Here is a 17707-nt window from a genome sequence, read left to right on the forward strand (position 1 = left end):
AGTGAGCACGCTGAACCCCGACACGTCTCTATAGGAGGAATCGGCACGTGAGCGACCCGCGTTACGACGCGTCCGGCCCGTCATCGCGCGTCGGCTACGTGCCCGTCCGCACCAACAGGGTGCGCGACGGCATCGCGGTCGCCCTGCTCGTCCTCGCGTTGTTGCTGCCGTGGAACCTCGACTTCGGGTTCGCCGTGCCCGGCAGTACGAACGGTGTGTGGGCGCTGGTGATCGTCGTGACGGCGCTCGCGGTCACCGCCGCGCTCGACGCGCACATCGGCCCGCTGCGCCTCACCAACCCGCAGCTCGACGTCCGTCTGCTCAGTCGAGTTCGGCTGTTCGTCTGCCTGCCCTACCTCGTGGTCGCGCTCGGCTTCGTCGGCTATCACCTGGTGGAGACCGTGCGCGACGGCGGCACCGGCATCGTGCCGCCGGGCATCGGCCCCGGCCTGGTGCTCGGGGTCGGGGGTGCGCTGCTGGCGATGCAGCGGCCGGTGACCAGTATCACCCTCGAAGACAACGGGTTTCGGCGCTGGTATGCGGTTGCTCGGGTGCTCGGTGCGGTGTCGATCACGCTCGCGACACTGTCGATGGGGTGGAACGTGTACTGGCGGCTGCGCTACCTGTTCGTCGCCAACGCCGAGTTCGACGGCCAGGACATCGCCGTCATCGTCACGACGCTGCTCTACGGCGCGGTGGCGCTGACCGCGGTGATCATCGGGTCGCGCTGGCTCATCCTGAAGTCGGCGGCCGCGCGGATGGCCGCCACGGCGCTGGGCGCGTCGGCCGGGCTGGCCGCATTGCTGGTGTGGGTGCTGCCGGTCGGTCGCGACGTCGACGCGTTCCACGGCATCGCGCAGAATACGTCGACGGCGGCGGTCGGCTACGAGGGTTACCTGTTCTGGGCGGCCGCCGCGGCGATCGTCGCGCCGACGACGCTGTACACCGTCTTCCTGATCAAACCGCCGACGCTGGGGGCGTTTCGCTCCGCCGCGCAGAAGTGCCTGACGCTGATCGCGTTCTGGGCGTTCGCCGCGGCGGTGTGCCGGGTGGTCGACTTCGTGATCGCGATGTCGCTGGATCTGCCTCGCGCGCTGTACGACAGCGTGGCGATGACGGCGTTCAACCTGTTCGCCGGCCTCATCGCGTGGTGGCTGCACCGCCAGCTCGGCCGGGGGTTGTCCTCGACGGCCGTCCTCGCAGCGTTCAGCGCCTTGCTGTTCGTGTTCACGGTCGCCAACGTGGCGATTGGCGTCGCGCTGGCCCCGCGCTACGCAGAACCGTCGTCCGGCGCCATCTACGGCAACAACCTGGCCCAACAGATCACCAGCACGTTCGACGTGGTGATCTGCATGCTGTGTCTGGTCGTGTTGGTCGTGATGCTGTTCACCGGGCCGCTGGCGGGCTACCTGATGCGTCGCCGCGAACCGCGTCTGCCGGAGCCTGAGCCTGAGCCTGAGCCGTCGACGGTGGTGCATCCGGCGCCGCCGCCGAGAATCGTTCGGCGGCCAGAAGATTCGTCGACGACCGTGTTGGCGCCGGAGACCGAGCAGTTCACCACCGCGCTGCGGATCCAACGCCGCGAACCGCCGTCGTAACGTGTGATTTCGGTGCGCCAACCTGCGCTGTTCGCTTGTTAGCGCACCGAAATCGCAGAGAGGGTGTCAGCGTAGGTAGGTCTGGTCCTCCGACGGGAATCCGCCGCCCTCGGTGGCGATGTGCACATGGTCGTAATGGTTGGCGGTGTCCGAACCCCGGTTCGCCATCGTCCTTTTCGAACCATCGGGCTTGTAGATGGTCTGTCGCCAGATCGCGTGCACCAGACCGAACCGCTCGGCGTTCTCCAGCACGTACGCCGTGACCCTGTCCCCCAGCGCTACTCCCTCCGCCGAGCGCGCGTTCGGGATCATCACGTCGATCGCCAACCCGTGCGGATGCCACTTCAACGGATCCGATCGGACTCCGCCGATGTCGAGGATCTCCGGAAAGGTCGCGCTCACCGCACGCGCGGTCAGGATCGTGTCGACCTGCAGCCCGGTCTCCGGTGCCACCCCCTGCGGTAACGGAGCCGGGGCAGGCGGAGGCGGCGGCTCGGCGGCCATCAGCTGCATCGGCGGCGCCGGGCTCGGCTGCGGCGCCGTCACAGCCGCCTCGACGGTGCGCGGAGGGCCGTCTGCACCGACGACAAACAACGTGCCGGCGGCGACCACCCCTGCGACTACGGCCAAACGCGCTGACTGCCGCCGTTTGGCTACCGAATGCCTTCCCATCGGGGCCGCAGCCTATCGACCGCTCCGGTGAGCGCAAATTGCCGTGAACCCTTCGCGGGCACGCCGATTCACCGATTTGAGAACAAAACACCAGCTCACCGGGCCGCCGCCGCGCCGACTACCTCAGCCACCCGTGGTCAGCATCATGTTTAGCGACGCATGTGACCTCCGCCGCTTTGGCCGTTAGGACCGCAATGCCTCACCCGCCGGACCGAGATCGAGGAACTGGGTTTCGCCGTTTGCGTCGTCGAGTCCGTCGTTGTCGGTGACCACGTACAGGTTGCCATTGCCGGCGGTCGCGAAACCTTCGACCTTCTCTTGCACGAAGCCGTTGGTCGCCTGCAGATCCGGCAACAGGTTGCGCGCCAGCGTCTTTGACAGCACCGGCGGCGCTTCTCCTGCCGACGTCACTCCGGGGCCGTCGGGCACCGCGACACGGTAGATGGCCTTCACCCGCGCGTCGGGTCCGTTAAGCTTGTCGCGCTCCAGCACCAGCAGATTGCCGTCGCGCACGGCGATCTCGGACAACCCGATCCAATCGCCCTCCGCCGAAGTGCTTTCCAGCGCGTACCCGTACCACTCCCACGTGTCACCGCCCGAGGTGTAGCGGCCGATCCGCGCGACGCCCGCTGGATCGCCCTCGAGCTCGCGCTGCAGCACCACCCAGACGCCGTCGCCGTCGACAGCCACCCCTTCCAGGCCCTGCCCGCCCAGCGCCGCGGCGATGTCGGCGGGCAACCCGACGCGCCGTTCGATGCTGCCGTCGGCGCCGACGTAGACCAGCTGGTTGCCCGGGCCGTCTTCGCCCTCCACGGCGAGCACGAACCCGCCATCTGGCCGGGCGGAGACGCCCTCGATGTCCAGCGTGACGGGCTGTCCGTTCTCGGTGACCGGCAGCGCGGTGTCGATCAACGCCGGGGTCTTGGTCAGGTCGATGCCGAGGATCCGCGACGGTCCGACCGCGATGTCGGGTGAGGTGTAGAGGCGGTTCTCGTCGGCCGGGTCGGCGGCCAGGGCGCTCAGCGCGCCCCAGCCGATCGGGGCGCCGTCGACGTCACCGGACACGATGGACGGGAACGCGGGCGTGCCGCCGGCCGCCGCGTACTGGTCGCCGTAGCCGTAGACGGTGACCGAGGAGCGCACCCGGGCTTCGGCGTCGTCGGCCTCCGACGAGATGACCAGAAGGTTGCGCGCCGGAATGGGCAGGACGCCTTCGGGTCCTGGCGTGGTCGGCATGATTTGGCGAAAGACCGGCGCGGTGACGTCGCTGACGTCGTAGGCGGCGACGAAATTGCTGCGCTCCGAGGCGATCAGCACGGTGGGCTTACCGCCGATCTCGGTGATGGCGAGCCCTTCGGGTTCGGGTCCCTTCGATTCGGCGCGGCTTTCGATGTGCAGGCCGGTGCGTACCGCTAGCTGTTCGAACGTGTTGCCAGCGTCCCAGACCACCTCGCCGGTGTTGGCGTCGAAGATCGTCCAGCCGCGGGTGCCGCCCGTCCAGTCGCCCTCGTTGGCTGTGGCGAGGTGATCGTCGCCGATCCAGCCGATGGCGTCGGGCTCGCGGGCAGTGTCGGGGATGGAGCCGGTCTGGTCGATCGATCCATTCTCGGCGGTGTCGATGCCGTCGACGGAGGTACTTCCAGCGCTGTGGATCTGGCTGACTTCACCGGTGCGTCCGTCGATGATCGCGATGCCGTTGTTCTCCTGCAGCGTCACCGCGACCTGACCCCGGGAGTTGATGGCGACGTACTCGGGTTCGAGGTCTTCGGGTGTGTGGAGCCCGGCGGCGCGGGCGGCGTCGACGTCGAAGTCGACGCGGCGTGGAGTCCATGTCGTCGGCGCACCGGCGAGGTCGATGAGTTGGACGAATCCCGGTGGCGGCTGCGGTAAGTCGCCTTCTTCGCCACCGGGCGGGGTGGCCTCCTCGTCGCGTTGGTTCTCGATCGCGACCGCGGCGAACGAGCCGTCCGGGCTGATCGCGATCGAATCCGGTTGTCCGCCCAGGCCGATGCTGTGCACGCGGGTGCGGTCGTCGACGCGGACGATGTCGACGCGGCCCGACGGGTTGGTGAAGTCGCGGCCGGTGGTGTCGACGACGACCAGCACGACGTCGCCGACGGCGGCCACCGAGGTGGGCTGGTCGTCGGCGTTGCCCAGCTCTGCCAGTGAAAGCGTCCCCAGGCCAGCGGGTTTCGCCGGGTCGCGGATGTCGAGGAAACCGATGCGCTTGGCGGCGGCGTCGGTGTAGATGACGGTGTTGCCGTCGGGTGTGACGGTGGAGATCTCGGCGACCGTCTCTGCGTCGACCGGATCCTCGGCGGGCCCGTTGAGGTACACCGGGTAGGTGGTCAGCCGGTGGTAACGCTGCGATGCCGGCAGGTTGAAATCGCCGTCGGGGCGGTTCTCGGTGGTGTCTTCCTGCTGCCGGTCGGCCGAGCATCCAGCCACCATCAACGCTGCCATCGTCGCCGCGGCCACCGCCCGAGCCGAGTTCGTCCTCACGCGCTACACCCTCTTCAGTTGTCCAATGGGTCGAGTGAGTTTGGCGCGTACAGGTAGCCAGCCGGTAATCGCCGGGTGAACAAGAGGCAACAGCGTGACTTTGGCGCGCTCGTCAACTGACTCGGCAGTAACCTTCGGCGGCGAACCGGCCTAAGCGATGCCGCGTCCTGCCGACAAACTCGCCGCCTTTGTCAAATTCCTCAACCGCGTTGATGTTCAACCTGTTTGGCCATGCGAATAGGTTTAATCCCACGCACACTTTGCTGTTGATCAGCCGAGCGGATCGCCTCCCGGCCAAGCACACCGACCATCGTCCCGGGATCGGGCAGCTGATCGGCGGGCCGCGACGCCGTTGCGAGCGGTCGCCGAACCGACCTTATTGAATCCCTTGCCCGCCTACATAACCGCGTCCGCCGCCTCAGCCCCCACAGCAATCAGCATTGCATGCATGGCTCATGCTCCCGCAATACCGACGTCTGCAATAGCGCCATCTCTTTTCTCAGAGACATACGTTGAATCAATTTGCACCACCCACGAGTCAGTTACCTTCCGCGGTCCGGCGTGGAACTCATTGGCCTTGGCCGACAACTCGCTGCGCGCGCTTTCGAGCAATGCGGCGCCGACACCTATCGCAGTCGCTACCGCGCCCGGGTTATTCCAGAACTGTTCGGCCACAACATCAGCGCGGCTAACCGTTTCTTCCCCGGCATTCTGTGCAGTTTCCGTCCACCCGCGCGGACGGCAGGCGACGTCCACGCCCGACACCGCGGCCCATGCCGCGGCGCCAGCGGCACCGACGACGCCCCCAGCGTTTCTGGTTTCCAGCTGTCGATGTCGAGCGGGTAGGCAGCACACGTCATTGTCTCCCACCCGCCACCGTGCTCTGAGCCCAGATTTGCCAGCCGCAGCAGAATCAAGGCGATGCTCCACACGTGCCATCTAAAGCTATTGACACACAGGGAAATCGAGCGTCTACTGAGTTTGAACCGGCAGATGAGAGACCGCCATGCTGACTAACCTTGAATCTCGAATACTGGCCCTCTTCGAGTACCGCCCGATGGCGTCACTCGCACGGCTGATCGGCGCCCAGCCCGATGCGAGCTGCACATCCGCCTACCGGCTCACGCTCACCTACCTTCGCGATCAGCCCTCTGCCGAAATTGAGCGGAGCGCTTAGCTTTTGAGCTTCGCGAAGTGAGCGGGCCGCTTACGTCGAAGTCGTAGCGCCGATTTCAGGACTTCAACAGTGCAGTCAGCTCCGTCTCGAACCCATCCGCCAGGTTCCACAGGTCATCGACCAGTTTGCGACACGAGATGATGCCGACGTTCAGCTTGTCGTTCAACGACATCACGGTGATGTTCAGACCGGAGCCGTGAAAGATCGGCCCCAGCGGATACAGCGATCTCATCTCCGCGCCCATCGCATACAGCTTGGTTGGCGGGCCAGCCACGTTCGAGATCACCACATTGTGAATCGGTGCGCGCTTCAACGGCGTGCGCGACAACACCTCGAACGCCACACCGAACATCGCCGGCGGCAGCGCCTGGGTCACATCCGCTAATAGCGTCGGAGCCAGTGCTGAGCTGTGTTCTTTTGCCCGCGAACTGGATTCGGCGATCACCCGCAACCGCTCGACCGGATCTGCGATATGGGTCTGCAAACTGCAGAACATCCCCGACAGCTGGTTGCGCCCCGGCCGGTCCGACTCCTCGCGCACCGACGACGGCACCACCGCCACCAAGGGCTTGTCCGGAAGCTCTCCGCGGTCTTCGAAGTATCCCCGTAGCGCCCCCGCGCACAGCGCCATCACCACGTCGTTGACCTTGACGCCGAACCGGTCCTTCACCCGTTTGACGTCGTCCAGATCCAACTGCGCCAGCGCGAGCGTGCGGTCCGCGGTGATTTCGGCGTTGAACACCGTCGCCGGTGCGCTGAACGGCGCCGCCATCGCCCGCCCGCTCACCGCCCGGCTGACCGTGTTGACAACGGTCGACACCGTGGCAGGCACCGCACGCGTCAGCTCCAGCGGACGTGTGAGGAACCGCATCAACCCTCCGGCAACGATCTCCAACCGCCCGGCCCCACCGGGTCCGTCCACCGGATCGGGCGGCGGCGCGTCGGGTTGCAGGTCGCACAGCTGGTTGAGCAGGTTGCCCGCCGAGACGCCATCGACCGCGGCGTGATGCACCTTGATCATCAACGCGATCGGCCCGCCGTCCTGCGGATCCGTGCCGGCGATGCCCTCGATCACCCACATCTCCCACAGCGGCTTGCTGCGGTCCAGCGGAGTCGAGGCGATGCGCCCGCAGACTTCGGACAGTTCGCGGCGCCCACCCGGCGCGGGCAGCGCGACCCGGTGCAGATGGTGTGACACATCGAGGTCCGTGTCCTCCACCCACACCGGATGGTCGAGGTTCAGCTGACTGTTCGCAAGCTTTGCTCGCAACTCCGGCAGCGCGCTCATCCGCGACGCCAGACGGTCGCGGATGCCGTCGAAGCTGTAGCCACCGGGGATCGTCGAGGGGTCCAACTCCGCGATCGAACACACATGCAGCGGAACCGAAGTCGATTCGGCGTAAAGCAAACTGGCGTCGAACGCCGTGAGCCGTTCCATCGACCCGATGTACCCAGGCTGACAGTCGTGTCAAACCTCGGGTGCGCAGAATCGGTTAGCCCGAACCGTCGGGCGAAGCCCCCGGGACATGCCGCGCCACAGTTTGATCCATGGTTTCGCGCAGCGCCGGCATCTCATCGAGCAGGCGCCGCAGATCGTCGCGGGCGATGTGCAGCACGGCGGCGCGACCCATCGTCGTCACCGTCGCGTTGCGCAGCGATCCGCGCAGCACCGACTCCCCGATGACCTCACCGGGCCCCACCACCGCGATGCGGTCATGTCCGACGTACACCCCGGCCTCCCCGCTGAGCAGGATGTAGCACGCATCCGAGGGCGTCTGCTCCTGAATCAGCGGCCACGGCCCCGACGTCGACGTGCGATGCGCCGCTGACACCAGCCGCTTGAGGTCCTTGTCGGAAAACTTCGCGAACGTGTCGAACTCCCGGAGCCGACCCGCGTCCTCTTCGATCTCCTGCGCGCGAGCCTGTTCGCTCTCCCGGGCGTATTTGCGGTTGTCCACCATGTGATCCCCGATCCGCGACGTTTTCGCTGCCACCGGGAGCTTAGTGAATACCCGTCGTTTCCAGCGCTGGTTTCCTATCCTGGACAGGTGTCCAGCCCATTCGCGGTGACCTGCCCGCTGTGCGAGGCGATGTGCGGCCTGCAGATCCGCGTCGACGGCGGCGTGGTCACCGACATCCGCGGTAACCGCGACGACGTCTGGTCGCGGGGTCATATCTGCCCGAAGGGCACCGCGCTGGCGCAGCTGCACACCGACCCCGACCGGCTGCGCCAGCCCATGGTCCGTACGCGCACCGGCCACACCCCGGTCGCGTGGGACGACGCGTACGCCGAAGTCGAACGGGTGCTGCGACCGGTGCTCGACCGCCACGGCGCCTCCGCCGTCACCGTCTACGTCGGCAACCCCGTCGCCCACAACCTCGGGCTGTCCACCCACATCGGCGCACTGATCGGCATGGCCCAGGCCGTCGGCATGCCCGCGTACTACTCGCCGGGCACCGTCGACCAGTGGCCGCTGAACCTCGTCAGCGCGCTGCTGTTCGGCGGGATGTGGAACGCGCCGATACCCGACGTCGACCGCACCGATCACCTGATGATCCTCGGCGCGAATCCGGCTGCCTCCCAAGGCTCCATGCTCTCGGCACCCGATCTCATGGGTCGGCTCGCGGCGATCCGCAGCCGCGGGGGCACCGTCACCGTCGTCGATCCGCGCCGCACGCTGACCGCGCAACGCGCGTCGCAGTGGGTGCCGATCCGACCGGGCACCGACGCACTGCTGCTGTTCGCGATCCTGTACACCCTGGCCGAGCAGGGCTGGGTGCGCCGACCCGCCCACCTCGAGGGCCGCGTCACCGGCCTCGACGACGTCATCGCGATGGCCGCCGACTTCGCGCCGGAGACCGTCGCCGAAGCCTGCGGCGTCGACGCAACCACCATCCGCGGACTCGCCCGCGACCTCGCCCACGCCGAGACACCGGTGCTGTACAGCCGAATCGGCGCCTGTACACAGGAATTCGGCACGCTGGCGACCTGGTTGGTGTTCGTGCTCAACACCGCGCTCGGCTCGCTGGACCGCGCGGGCGGCGCGGTGTTCGCCAAGCCGGCGGTGTGGTCGCCGATGTTCATGAAGCCGCCCGACCAGGACGGGCCCGGCTGGCGGTTCGGCCGGTTCCACAGCCGGGTCCGCGGTGCGCCCGAGGTGTTCAACCAGTTCCCGGTCAGCTGTCTGGCCGAGGAGATCGACACACCCGGTGACGGACAGTTGCGCGGCTTGATCACGGTGGCGGGCAACCCGGTGGTGTCGGCGCCCGGCGCGCGACGGCTGGACACGGCGCTGGCCGACCTGGACGCGATGATCGCGGTGGACAGCTGGCTCAACGAGACCACCCGGCACGCACACGTCATCCTGCCCGGGCTCTCGCCGCTGGAACGGCCGCACGCCGACGACCTGTACTGGATCTACGCGACGTCGTCGTGCCTGAAATGGTCAGATCCGGTGTTCGCCCCGGACCCGAATCGCCCGTCGGAGTGGGAGATTCTGCTGCGGCTCGCGGGTGCGATGGTCGGCACCCCGACGCCCGAGGTGGACGTCGCCGCGATGGACGACCTCTACGTGGCCGGGCTGGTCGCCACCGCCTGCGCCACGGCGGGCACGCCGCTGACCGGACGTGATCCGCAGGAGGCGACAGCCGCGCTCTCCGCACGCGGACCAGAGCGCCTGGTGGACTTGGGAATTCGGCTCGGCCCGTGGGGCGACGACCTCGGGCGGCGTCCGGGTGGGTTGACGCTGGCCGAGGTGCGCCGCCATCCCAACGGGCTGCGGCTCGACGAGGTGGACGGCGGCCGGCTCGACGCGACGGTGTGCACGCCTTCGGGCACAGTCGAATTGGTGCATCAACGCCTCGTCGACGACGTGCCACGGTTGCGGGCGCGGTTGCAGCGGCCCGCCGGCGGGTTGCTGCTCACCAGCCGTCGACACCTGCGGTCGAACAACTCGTGGATGCACAACGTGCCCGCCCTGATGCGCGGCAGAGACCGTTGCACCCTGCTCATCCACCCCGTCGACGCGGAACCCGCCGGCATCCGGACCGGCGACCTCGTCGAGGTGTCCACCAGCGAGGGTGCGCTGACGGTACCCGCCGAGGTGTCCGACGAGATGATGCCCGGCGTGGTGTCGCTGCCGCACGGCTGGGGACACGGCCTCGACGGCACCCGGCTTCAGGTCGCCAACGCGCACCCAGGCGTCAACTCCAACCTGCTCAACCCCGCCGACCTGCTCGACGTGCCCAGCAGCACGCAGGTGGTCAACGGCGTATCGTGCCGCGTTCGCCGACCCGACTAACCGATGCGAGTACCCACCCGACGACGCCTGGCCACCCTGGTGATGGCCACCATCGCAGCCGGCGTACTACCGCACTGCAGCGCCGAACCCGCGCCTGCGCCCCCGGCTCCGCCGCCGTCGTCGACCGTCGTCCCGGCCGCCCCACCAGCTAGCCCGCCACCGCCGCCGAGCCCGCCTCCCCCGGCCGTTCACCCGGTGACGGCCGCCGAGCTCGGGCCGAGTTGGCGCCCGGGTTGTCCGCTTGCACCGGAGCGGCTTCGCCGGGTCGAGATCGACCACATCGGCTTCGACGACCAGACCCACCGCGGCGAGCTGATCGTGCACGAGGATCTGGTGGCCGAGGTCGTCAAGATCTTCGAGGAGCTGTACCGGCTGCGCTATCCCATCGAGAAGATGCAGACCGTGGAGCGCTATCCGGGCGCCGACGACGAGCTGTCCATGCGCGACAACAACACGTCGGCGTTCAACTGCCGCGACATCCCGGGCAGCGGCAGCTGGTCGTGGCATGCCTACGGCCGCGCCATCGACCTCAACCCGCTGATCAACCCGTACATCGACGCCGCGGGTGACTTCCAGCCCGACAACGCCGAGGTCTACCTGGACCGCAGCCGCATCGACCCGGGTCTTCTGCACGACGGCGATCCCGCTGTGCTCGCCTTCACCGATCGCGGCTGGCGTTGGGGTGGCCACTGGCGGACGCCCAAGGATTACCAGCACTTCGAGCGCCGCTGACCCGTCCCGGGCGGCTCAATGGCGGTCCGACGCGGCCAGCGACCACACCGTCAGATACGCCAGCCCGAAGAACGCCGCCACCGCGACCGCCACCCCCGTCGACTGCACGTACGCGAACGGTGAGCGCACCCAGTCCAGCGTCGACGCCGCCACCGCCTCCGGGTGTGTCAGCAGGTTCCACGAGTTCCACCGCTGAAAGCGTCCGATCACGACGCCGATCGCGCACAACCCCACCGAGACGATCGCCGCCGTCCAGCCGACCAGCGGGCCGAACTCGCGTTCGATCCGTCGATGCACCAGATACAGCGACACCGTCCCGAGGATGATGCCGGTCCACGCCGCCACCCCGTATTGCAGGACGTGCCGCCACAATTCGACGCCTTCGCCCAGGTGCACCAGGTCGGTCACCAGATAGGGGGCGTTGGGCAGGAACGCCAGCCACACCAGTCCCAGCGGGATCAGCCAGACCCGCCGTCGCACCGCGGCGAACCCGGCCGCGAAGCACATCGGAATCCACGCCAGCACCAGGTTCCAGATGAGGAACCGGGTCGGATAGAACAACGGTTCGGCCGGATCGGTGATCCCCAGTACGATCGCCAACCCGGTGGTGGCCACCAGCGAAACGAGCAGCACCAGCCGCGACGACTCGGTCATCTCTGCAGCTTGCCAGCACAGTTTTATCCGCGACGATTGAAAGATCTTGTTTCGGGTACGTGCCTCCCATGTCCAAGTCGAAAACCGCAGCTGCCGCCGCCCTCGCCGCACCCCTCGCGATCGCCATGTTGAGTGCTTGCGACACCCAGGGCGCCGACCAGGAAACCACCTCGCCCACCACCAGCCCCGCGCCGGACGCCGAGACGATCAGCACCGATCTGAAAACCGCCGACGGCACCACGGTCGCCAACGCGACGATCGAGTTCACCGACGACTTCGCCACGATTACCTTCGAGACCACCGAGGGCGGCGTCCTGACGCCCGGATTCCACGGCTTTCACATCCACGAATTCGGGAGATGCGAGCCCAACTCCGTCGCACCGGGCGGTGGGGAACCCGGCGACTTCCTCTCCGCCGGCGGGCACCTGCACATGCGCGGCCAGTCCACCGACCACCCGGCCGCGGGCGATCTGACCCCGGTGGAGGTGCGCTCGGACGGATCGGCACGCCTGGTCGCCACGACCGACGAGTTCACTCTCGAGGACCTGCGTACCGCGCAAGGGTCTGCGCTGATGCTGCACGAGCAGCCCGACAACTTCGCCAACATCCCGCCGCGCTACACCGTCAACGGGGTGCCCGGCCCGGACGCCGAGACGCTGTCCACCGGCGACGCCGGCAGCCGCGTCGCGTGCGGTGTGCTGGCACCGGCCACCGAGGCCCCGCCGACCACGGACACCACGACGGTGACCGAGACGTCCCCGGCGGTGCCGCCGCCTGCGGGCACGACCTCGCCGGGCACCGAGACGCCGCCGGCCGAGACCACCAGCCCGACCACGACCGAGAGCCCGGCCACGACGACGTCACCGACCACGGAGACGACGACCACTACCACCGTGACGACCACGCCGACTGAACCCGAAGAGGGTCAGCCCGGCGGGTAAACGCGTTTCGCGCACCGTCACCCCGGTCGGCTGTTACGCGTGGGCGCGCTGGCCCGCGTCGACCCGCTCCCGCTGGGGCACCACAACGTATTTCGGGTCGCGGGTGGACTCCACACCCGCCTCGAACACGGCGAACCGCTGCAGCGCGCTGCCCAGCAGCAGCGCCGCTCCCGACGCGGCCGTCACCGCGCGCCGGCCGCCGATCAGCGCGCCGACCGCGCCGCCGACCGTCAGTGCCTCCGACACTTGGCGCAGCCGGTGCGGCTTGCCCGATGCGTACGCCTCGGCGGCCACGCCCATCCGCTGGTCCATCACCCGAGCCGCGGTCACTTCCAGCGCCGCGCCGACGACGGCCATCCGCCGCGCCGGGCCGGTCTCGTCGCCCGGCGCCAGCAGCATCCCCAGCCCGCCGCCGCTGGCCGCCGCCGAGCCGACGAACACGAACGGCAGCTGCGGGTGCGCCTCCTTCCACGCCGGAACCGCCGTCTGCGACAACAGCACTGACGTATAGGACGCCACCGCCGGCGCCGTCGCCGCCGCGCCCAGCCCCGCCGGGCGCGCCAACCGCGCCACCAATCGGCCGAGCCGCGTGCGGCGCAGCCGCTGAGGCATCACCTCGGCCACCGCGGCCACCCCGGCGCCCGGCCCGTACGCCGACAGGATCCAGGTGCCCATGCTCATCGGCGAACTCGGTTTCGCCACCCGCAGCATGTGATGGAACCGCTCCGGACGGCCCAGATCCGCGATGAGAAAGTAGAGGCTCGCCAGCACGCTCACCAGCGCGCCGATCCGCGAAACCTTGCGCAGCCCAGGCAGATCCGTCAAATCCGCGCCCGCGGCCAGCATCGCCGAACCGCCCGAGAGGCCGCCGGCGAACAGGTAAGCCGCGATCCGCCAGTCCCATACGGGAGTCTTGAGGATCTGCTTGCCGTAGTAGGAGCGGAACTCCGCGCGCGGCACCGCCAGTTGTTCCTTCATCGCCGCCACCCCGCGAACGCCGACACCGCGATGCCCACCATCGCCGAGGCGGCGATGCCCGCGTAGCGCCACATCGCCGGGGCGTCGCGCGTGGGCACCACCGGATCCGGCGGCAACCCGTACACCTCCGGCTCGTCGAGCAGCAGGAAGAACGCGCCGTTGCCGCCGACACCGTCGTTGGGGTTCTCTCCGTACAGGCGCGCCTCGGTGACGCCGCGTTCGTGTAAGTCGGCCACCCGCAACGCAGCTCGCTCCCGCAGCTCGTCGAGCACACCGAATTGGATCGAGTCGGTCGGGCAGGCCTTCGCGCACGCCGGTTCGAGCCCGTCGTGCAGCCGGTCGTAGCACAACGTGCACTTCCAGGCGCGCCCGTCGCCTTCTCGGCGTTCGATCACCCCGTACGGGCAGCCCGAAACGCAATACCCGCAGCCATTGCAGATGTCTTGCTGCACAACGACGGTGTCGAATTCGGTGCGGAACAGCGCGCCGGTCGGGCAGACGTCCAGGCAGCCGGCGTGCGTGCAGTGCTTGCACACGTCGCTGCTCATCAGCCAGCGGAAGTCGGTGCGGGCCTCGGCACCTGACGTATCACCGGGCCGCTCAAATCCCGGCATTCCCAGGTCGACTGGGGGGTCAACTGGCGGCTGCTCGATGAACGCGACATGCCGCCACGAGTTCGCCCCCAGCTCACCGGTGTTGTCGAACGACGTGCCCAGCAGGTTGTACCCGTCGTCGGGCACCGCGTTCCATTCCTTGCACGCCACCTCGCACGCTTTGCAGCCGATGCAGACCGACGTGTCGGTGAAGAAGCCGACCCGCGGTTGCTCGTCGTAGGCGGTCATGGCGCCTCCTCGGTGTGTTCGTCGGCGGGTTTCGTGGTGTCCACCTCGGTGCCGGTCTCGGCCGTGACACCGGCCCGACGCCGGTATTCCGCGATGTACCCCAGCAATTCGACACCGCGCGGCCGCCGGCCCGGCTGGATGTCGCACGTCGCGACCTTGCTCTCCTGGATGAACACGTTCGGGTCGGCGACCACGCCGAGCAGATCGTTGACCACGTCGCCGTCGATCAGCCCGACGTGTCCCCAGTGATACGGCATCCAGATCTGGTGCACCACCCGGTCTTCGATGCGCAGCGGCCGCATCCGCTCGGTGACGAGTACGCGGGCGTCCACCGCGGTGCGGCTGGTGATGACGTGCGCCCAGTCCATATGCGAAAGTCCGCGCAGCTCAGCCAATTGCGGCGACACCTCCACGAACAACGCCGGCTGCAGCTCGCTGAGATACGGCAGCTGCCGGCTCATACCGCCCGCGGTGTGGTGCTCGGTCAGCCGCGCGGCGGTGAACACGTACGGGAACACCTCGCCGTGGGGTTCGGGCGGTGAGGGGTTCGACGGGTTGTCGGCGCGGCCGTACACCTTGCGCGCCGGGTTGCCCTGCTGCTGGTACAGCGCGTTGCGCACCGGTGATTCGTGCGGTTCGTAGTGCGTCGGCAGCGGACCGTCGAGCACGCCGCTGGGAGCGAACAGCCAACCCTTACCGTCGGCCTGCATGACGAACGCGTCGTCACCGCGCAATGCCGCCACCCCGATGGCGTCCGGATCCGGCCGGTAGTCCGGGGGTTTCGTCTTCTCGAAATCCGGTACGTCATAACCGGTCCACTCGCCAGCGTCCCCTTTCTCGGGGTCCCACCAGACGAGCTTCTTGCGTTCGCTCCAGGGCCGGCCCTGCGGATCGGCCGAGGCCCGGTTGTAGAGCACCCGCCGGTTCATCGGCCAGGTCCAGCCCCACTCGCCGGGCGGGCCGTGGTCGGTGTGCGGGTTGCGGCGCGCGGCCTGGTTGATGTCCTCGGCGTACACGCCGCTGTAGATCCAGCAGCCGCAGAGGGTGCTGCCGTCGGCCTTGAGTTCGGTGTAGCCGTTCACCGCGCGGCCGGTGGTCAGGTCCACCCCGTTGATGCGGCGCAGCACGTCCTCCGCGGAGGGCTCGTCGCCGTCCATCGCGTAATCCCACGACAGCTCCAGCAGCGGCCGGTCGCGCTCATCGGTTGAGCCGGCGAGCTTTTCGCGCAACCGGCGACCCAAGTGGTAGAAGAACCACAGCTCCGAGCGGGCATCGCCCGGCGGTTCGACGGCCTGCTCACGCCACTGCAGCATCCGCTGCGTCTGGGTAAACGTGCCCGACTTCTCCACATGCGCGGCCGCCGGGAACAGGAACACCTCGGTGCGGCAGGTCTGCGGGTTGATCTCGCCCGTCTCGATCTCCGGGCCGTCCTTCCAGAACGTCGCGCTTTCGATCTCCACGAGGTCGCGCACCACCAGCCAGTCCAGGTTCGCCATGCCGAGGCGCTGCAGCCGGCCGTGCGCCGAGCCCACCGCAGGGTTTTGGCCCAGCAGGAAGTAGCCGAAAACCTTGCCGTCGACCATATCCATTACGGTGCGGTAGGTGCCGTGGTCGCCGTTGATGCGGGGCAGGTAGTCGAAGCAGTAGTCGTTGTCCGCGGTGGCGGCGTCGCCCCAGTACTCCTTGAGCAGCGACACCATGTAGGTATCGGCGTTGCGCCAGAACCCTTTCTGGTAGGTGCCCATGACGTCGTCGAGGTAGTCGGACAGCGACTCATGGCCAGCCTCGGGCATCGCGAGATAACCGGGCAGCAAGTTGAACAGTGTCGGTACGTCGGTGGAACCCTGGATGCTGGCGTGCCCGCGTAACGCCAGCACGCCGCCACCGGGCCTGCCGATGTTGCCGAGTAGCAGCTGGATGATCGAACCCGCGCGGATGTACTGCGCGCCCACCGAGTGCTGCGTCCAGCCGACGCTGTACACCAGCGCCGAAGTCCGTTCTCGCCCAGAGTTTTCCGCCCAGGCCCTGGCAACCTCGAGGAACTGCTCGGCGGGCACCCCGCAGACCCGCTCCACCATTTCGGGGGTGTAGCGGGCGTAGTGGCGTTTGAGGATCTGGTAGACGCAGCGCGGGTCCTGCAGCGTCGGGTCCGACGGAATCTGCTGGGTGCCTTCCAGCGGCGCACCGCCCGAGCCGTGCCGCTCCGGTGCCGCCTCTTCCTTGTCTTCCTTGCCGCCTTGTTCTGAGCCCGTGGTCTGGTACTGCCAGGTCGAGGGATCGTAGGAGGCGGTGTCGGTGTCGTAGCCGCTGAACAGGCCGTCGAGATCCTCGGCGTCCCGGTAGCGTTCGTCGACCAGGAACGACGCGTTGGTGTAGGCGGCGACGTACTCGCGGAAGTCCAGCTCGTTGGACAGGATGTAATTGATCACCCCGCCGAGGAACGCGATGTCGCTGCCCGCGCGCAACGGGACGTACTGGTCGGCCAGCGCGCTGGTGCGGGTGAACCGCGGGTCGATGTGCACGACGCGCGCGCCGCGGGCCTTCGCCTCCACCACCCACTGGAACCCGACCGGATGGGCTTCGGCCATGTTCGAGCCCATGATGACGATGAAGTCAGAGTTGGCGAGGTCCTGCTGATAGTCCGTCGCTCCGCCGCGACCGAAGGAGGCTCCCAGACCGGGAACCGTGGCGCTGTGTCAAATACGGGCCTGGTTCTCGATCTGCAAAGCGCCTAAGGCGGTGAAGAGCTTCTTGATCAGATAGTTCTCTTCGTTGTCCAGCGTGGCGCCGCCCAGGCTGGCGATGCCCAGGGTGCGGCGCAGCGTGTTGCGGTCGGCGTCGAACTGCTGCCAACCCTTGTCGCGGGCGTCGAGCACCCGGTCGGCAACCATGTCCATGGCGGTGTCGAGGTCGAGTTCCTGCCATTCGGTGGCGTACGGCGGGCGGTAGCGCACCTTGGTCAGCCGCTGCGGGCCGGTGACCAGCTGCTTGCTGGCAGATCCCTTGGGGCACAGGCGGCCTCGGGAGATCGGGCTGTCCGGGTTGCCCTCGATCTGGATGACCTTGTCGTCCTTGACGTAGACGTTCTGCGCGCAGCCGACCGCGCAGAACGGGCAAACCGAGCGCGCGACACGGTCGGCGTCGACGGTGCGTGGGGTCAGCTCCGCGCTGAGCTTGGACTGGGCGGCCCGGCCGCGACCCGTCGGATCCTGCCCCGTGAGCTGCCGATACACCGGCCACGACTGGAACAGTTTCTTGATCTCCATGAAGCTCTCCCTACCCGGCGGTCCCTCGATCAAACCACGGGCGG

General features: G+C 68.1%; 13 protein-coding genes. 5 read left to right on the forward strand and 8 right to left on the reverse strand.

All coding sequences use genetic code 11. From position 1 onward, the window contains the following. The first annotated feature begins 47 nt into the window (after window positions 1-47). Entirely contained in the window at window positions 48-1598 is a 1551-nt protein-coding gene (locus ABQF13_RS07745; RefSeq protein WP_448392156.1) for a DUF7937 domain-containing protein, read from the forward strand. Window positions 1599-1664: 66 nt separating this feature from the next. On the opposite strand, the gene ABQF13_RS07750 is transcribed toward ABQF13_RS07745, so the two are convergent. Further along, window positions 1665-2228 carry a VldE C-terminal domain-containing protein gene (locus ABQF13_RS07750; protein WP_448392157.1) on the reverse strand — a complete coding sequence of 188 codons (564 nt, stop codon included), beginning with the start codon at window positions 2226-2228 and terminating at the stop codon, window positions 1665-1667. Between the two features lie 225 nt (window positions 2229-2453). Further along, complete coding sequence (locus ABQF13_RS07755; protein ID WP_448392658.1) at window positions 2454-4733, reverse strand: esterase-like activity of phytase family protein; 2280 nt, start codon at window positions 4731-4733, stop codon at window positions 2454-2456. 600 nt (window positions 4734-5333) lie between these two features. Here ABQF13_RS07755 and ABQF13_RS07760 point away from each other — a divergent pair. Continuing rightward, window positions 5334-5618, forward strand: coding sequence for a hypothetical protein (locus ABQF13_RS07760; protein ID WP_448392158.1), 285 nt, complete (start codon window positions 5334-5336; stop codon window positions 5616-5618). Window positions 5619-6004: 386 nt separating this feature from the next. Here the strand turns inward: ABQF13_RS07760 and ABQF13_RS07765 are convergent, their stop codons facing one another. Both ABQF13_RS07765 and ABQF13_RS07770 read right to left on the reverse strand, forming a co-directional pair. Then, the gene (locus tag ABQF13_RS07765; protein ID WP_448392159.1) at window positions 6005-7387 is read right to left on the reverse strand and encodes a WS/DGAT/MGAT family O-acyltransferase; all 1383 of its coding nucleotides are present in this window, start codon (window positions 7385-7387) and stop codon (window positions 6005-6007) included. 55 nt (window positions 7388-7442) lie between these two features. Next, window positions 7443-7907, reverse strand: coding sequence for a Crp/Fnr family transcriptional regulator (locus ABQF13_RS07770; protein WP_448392659.1), 465 nt, complete (start codon window positions 7905-7907; stop codon window positions 7443-7445). 90 nt (window positions 7908-7997) lie between these two features. On the opposite strand from ABQF13_RS07770, the gene ABQF13_RS07775 reads away from it, so the two are divergent. Further along, window positions 7998-10250, forward strand: coding sequence for a molybdopterin-dependent oxidoreductase (locus ABQF13_RS07775; protein WP_448392160.1), 2253 nt, complete (start codon window positions 7998-8000; stop codon window positions 10248-10250). Window positions 10251-10253: 3 nt separating this feature from the next. Next, window positions 10254-10982 carry a M15 family metallopeptidase gene (locus tag ABQF13_RS07780; protein ID WP_448392161.1) on the forward strand — a complete coding sequence of 243 codons (729 nt, stop codon included), beginning with the start codon at window positions 10254-10256 and terminating at the stop codon, window positions 10980-10982. Window positions 10983-10997: 15 nt separating this feature from the next. Here the strand turns inward: ABQF13_RS07780 and ABQF13_RS07785 are convergent, their stop codons facing one another. Continuing rightward, window positions 10998-11636, reverse strand: a complete 639-nt coding sequence (locus ABQF13_RS07785; RefSeq protein WP_448392162.1) for a DUF1361 domain-containing protein — start codon at window positions 11634-11636, stop codon at window positions 10998-11000. Window positions 11637-11704: 68 nt separating this feature from the next. On the opposite strand from ABQF13_RS07785, the gene sodC reads away from it, so the two are divergent. Next, a complete protein-coding gene (sodC, locus tag ABQF13_RS07790; protein ID WP_448392163.1) occupies window positions 11705-12577 on the forward strand; it encodes a superoxide dismutase[Cu-Zn] in 873 nt (290 codons plus the stop codon). A gap of 33 nt (window positions 12578-12610) precedes the next feature. On the opposite strand, the gene nrfD is transcribed toward sodC, so the two are convergent. The 3 genes from nrfD to fdh are packed head-to-tail and all read right to left on the reverse strand — an operon-like array spanning window position 12611 to window position 17663. Next, window positions 12611-13555 (reverse strand): NrfD/PsrC family molybdoenzyme membrane anchor subunit, encoded by a 945-nt coding sequence (gene nrfD / locus ABQF13_RS07795; RefSeq protein WP_448392164.1) that lies wholly within the window; start codon window positions 13553-13555, stop codon window positions 12611-12613. Next, complete coding sequence (locus ABQF13_RS07800; protein ID WP_448392165.1) at window positions 13552-14397, reverse strand: 4Fe-4S dicluster domain-containing protein; 846 nt, start codon at window positions 14395-14397, stop codon at window positions 13552-13554. The genes nrfD and ABQF13_RS07800 overlap by 4 nt, the downstream gene beginning before the upstream one ends. Continuing rightward, the gene (fdh, locus tag ABQF13_RS07805; protein ID WP_448392166.1) at window positions 14394-17663 is read right to left on the reverse strand and encodes a formate dehydrogenase; all 3270 of its coding nucleotides are present in this window, start codon (window positions 17661-17663) and stop codon (window positions 14394-14396) included. The genes ABQF13_RS07800 and fdh overlap by 4 nt, the downstream gene beginning before the upstream one ends. Between the last annotated feature and the right edge of the window lie 44 nt (window positions 17664-17707).

Source organism: Mycolicibacterium sp. XJ879 (assembly GCF_053483935.1).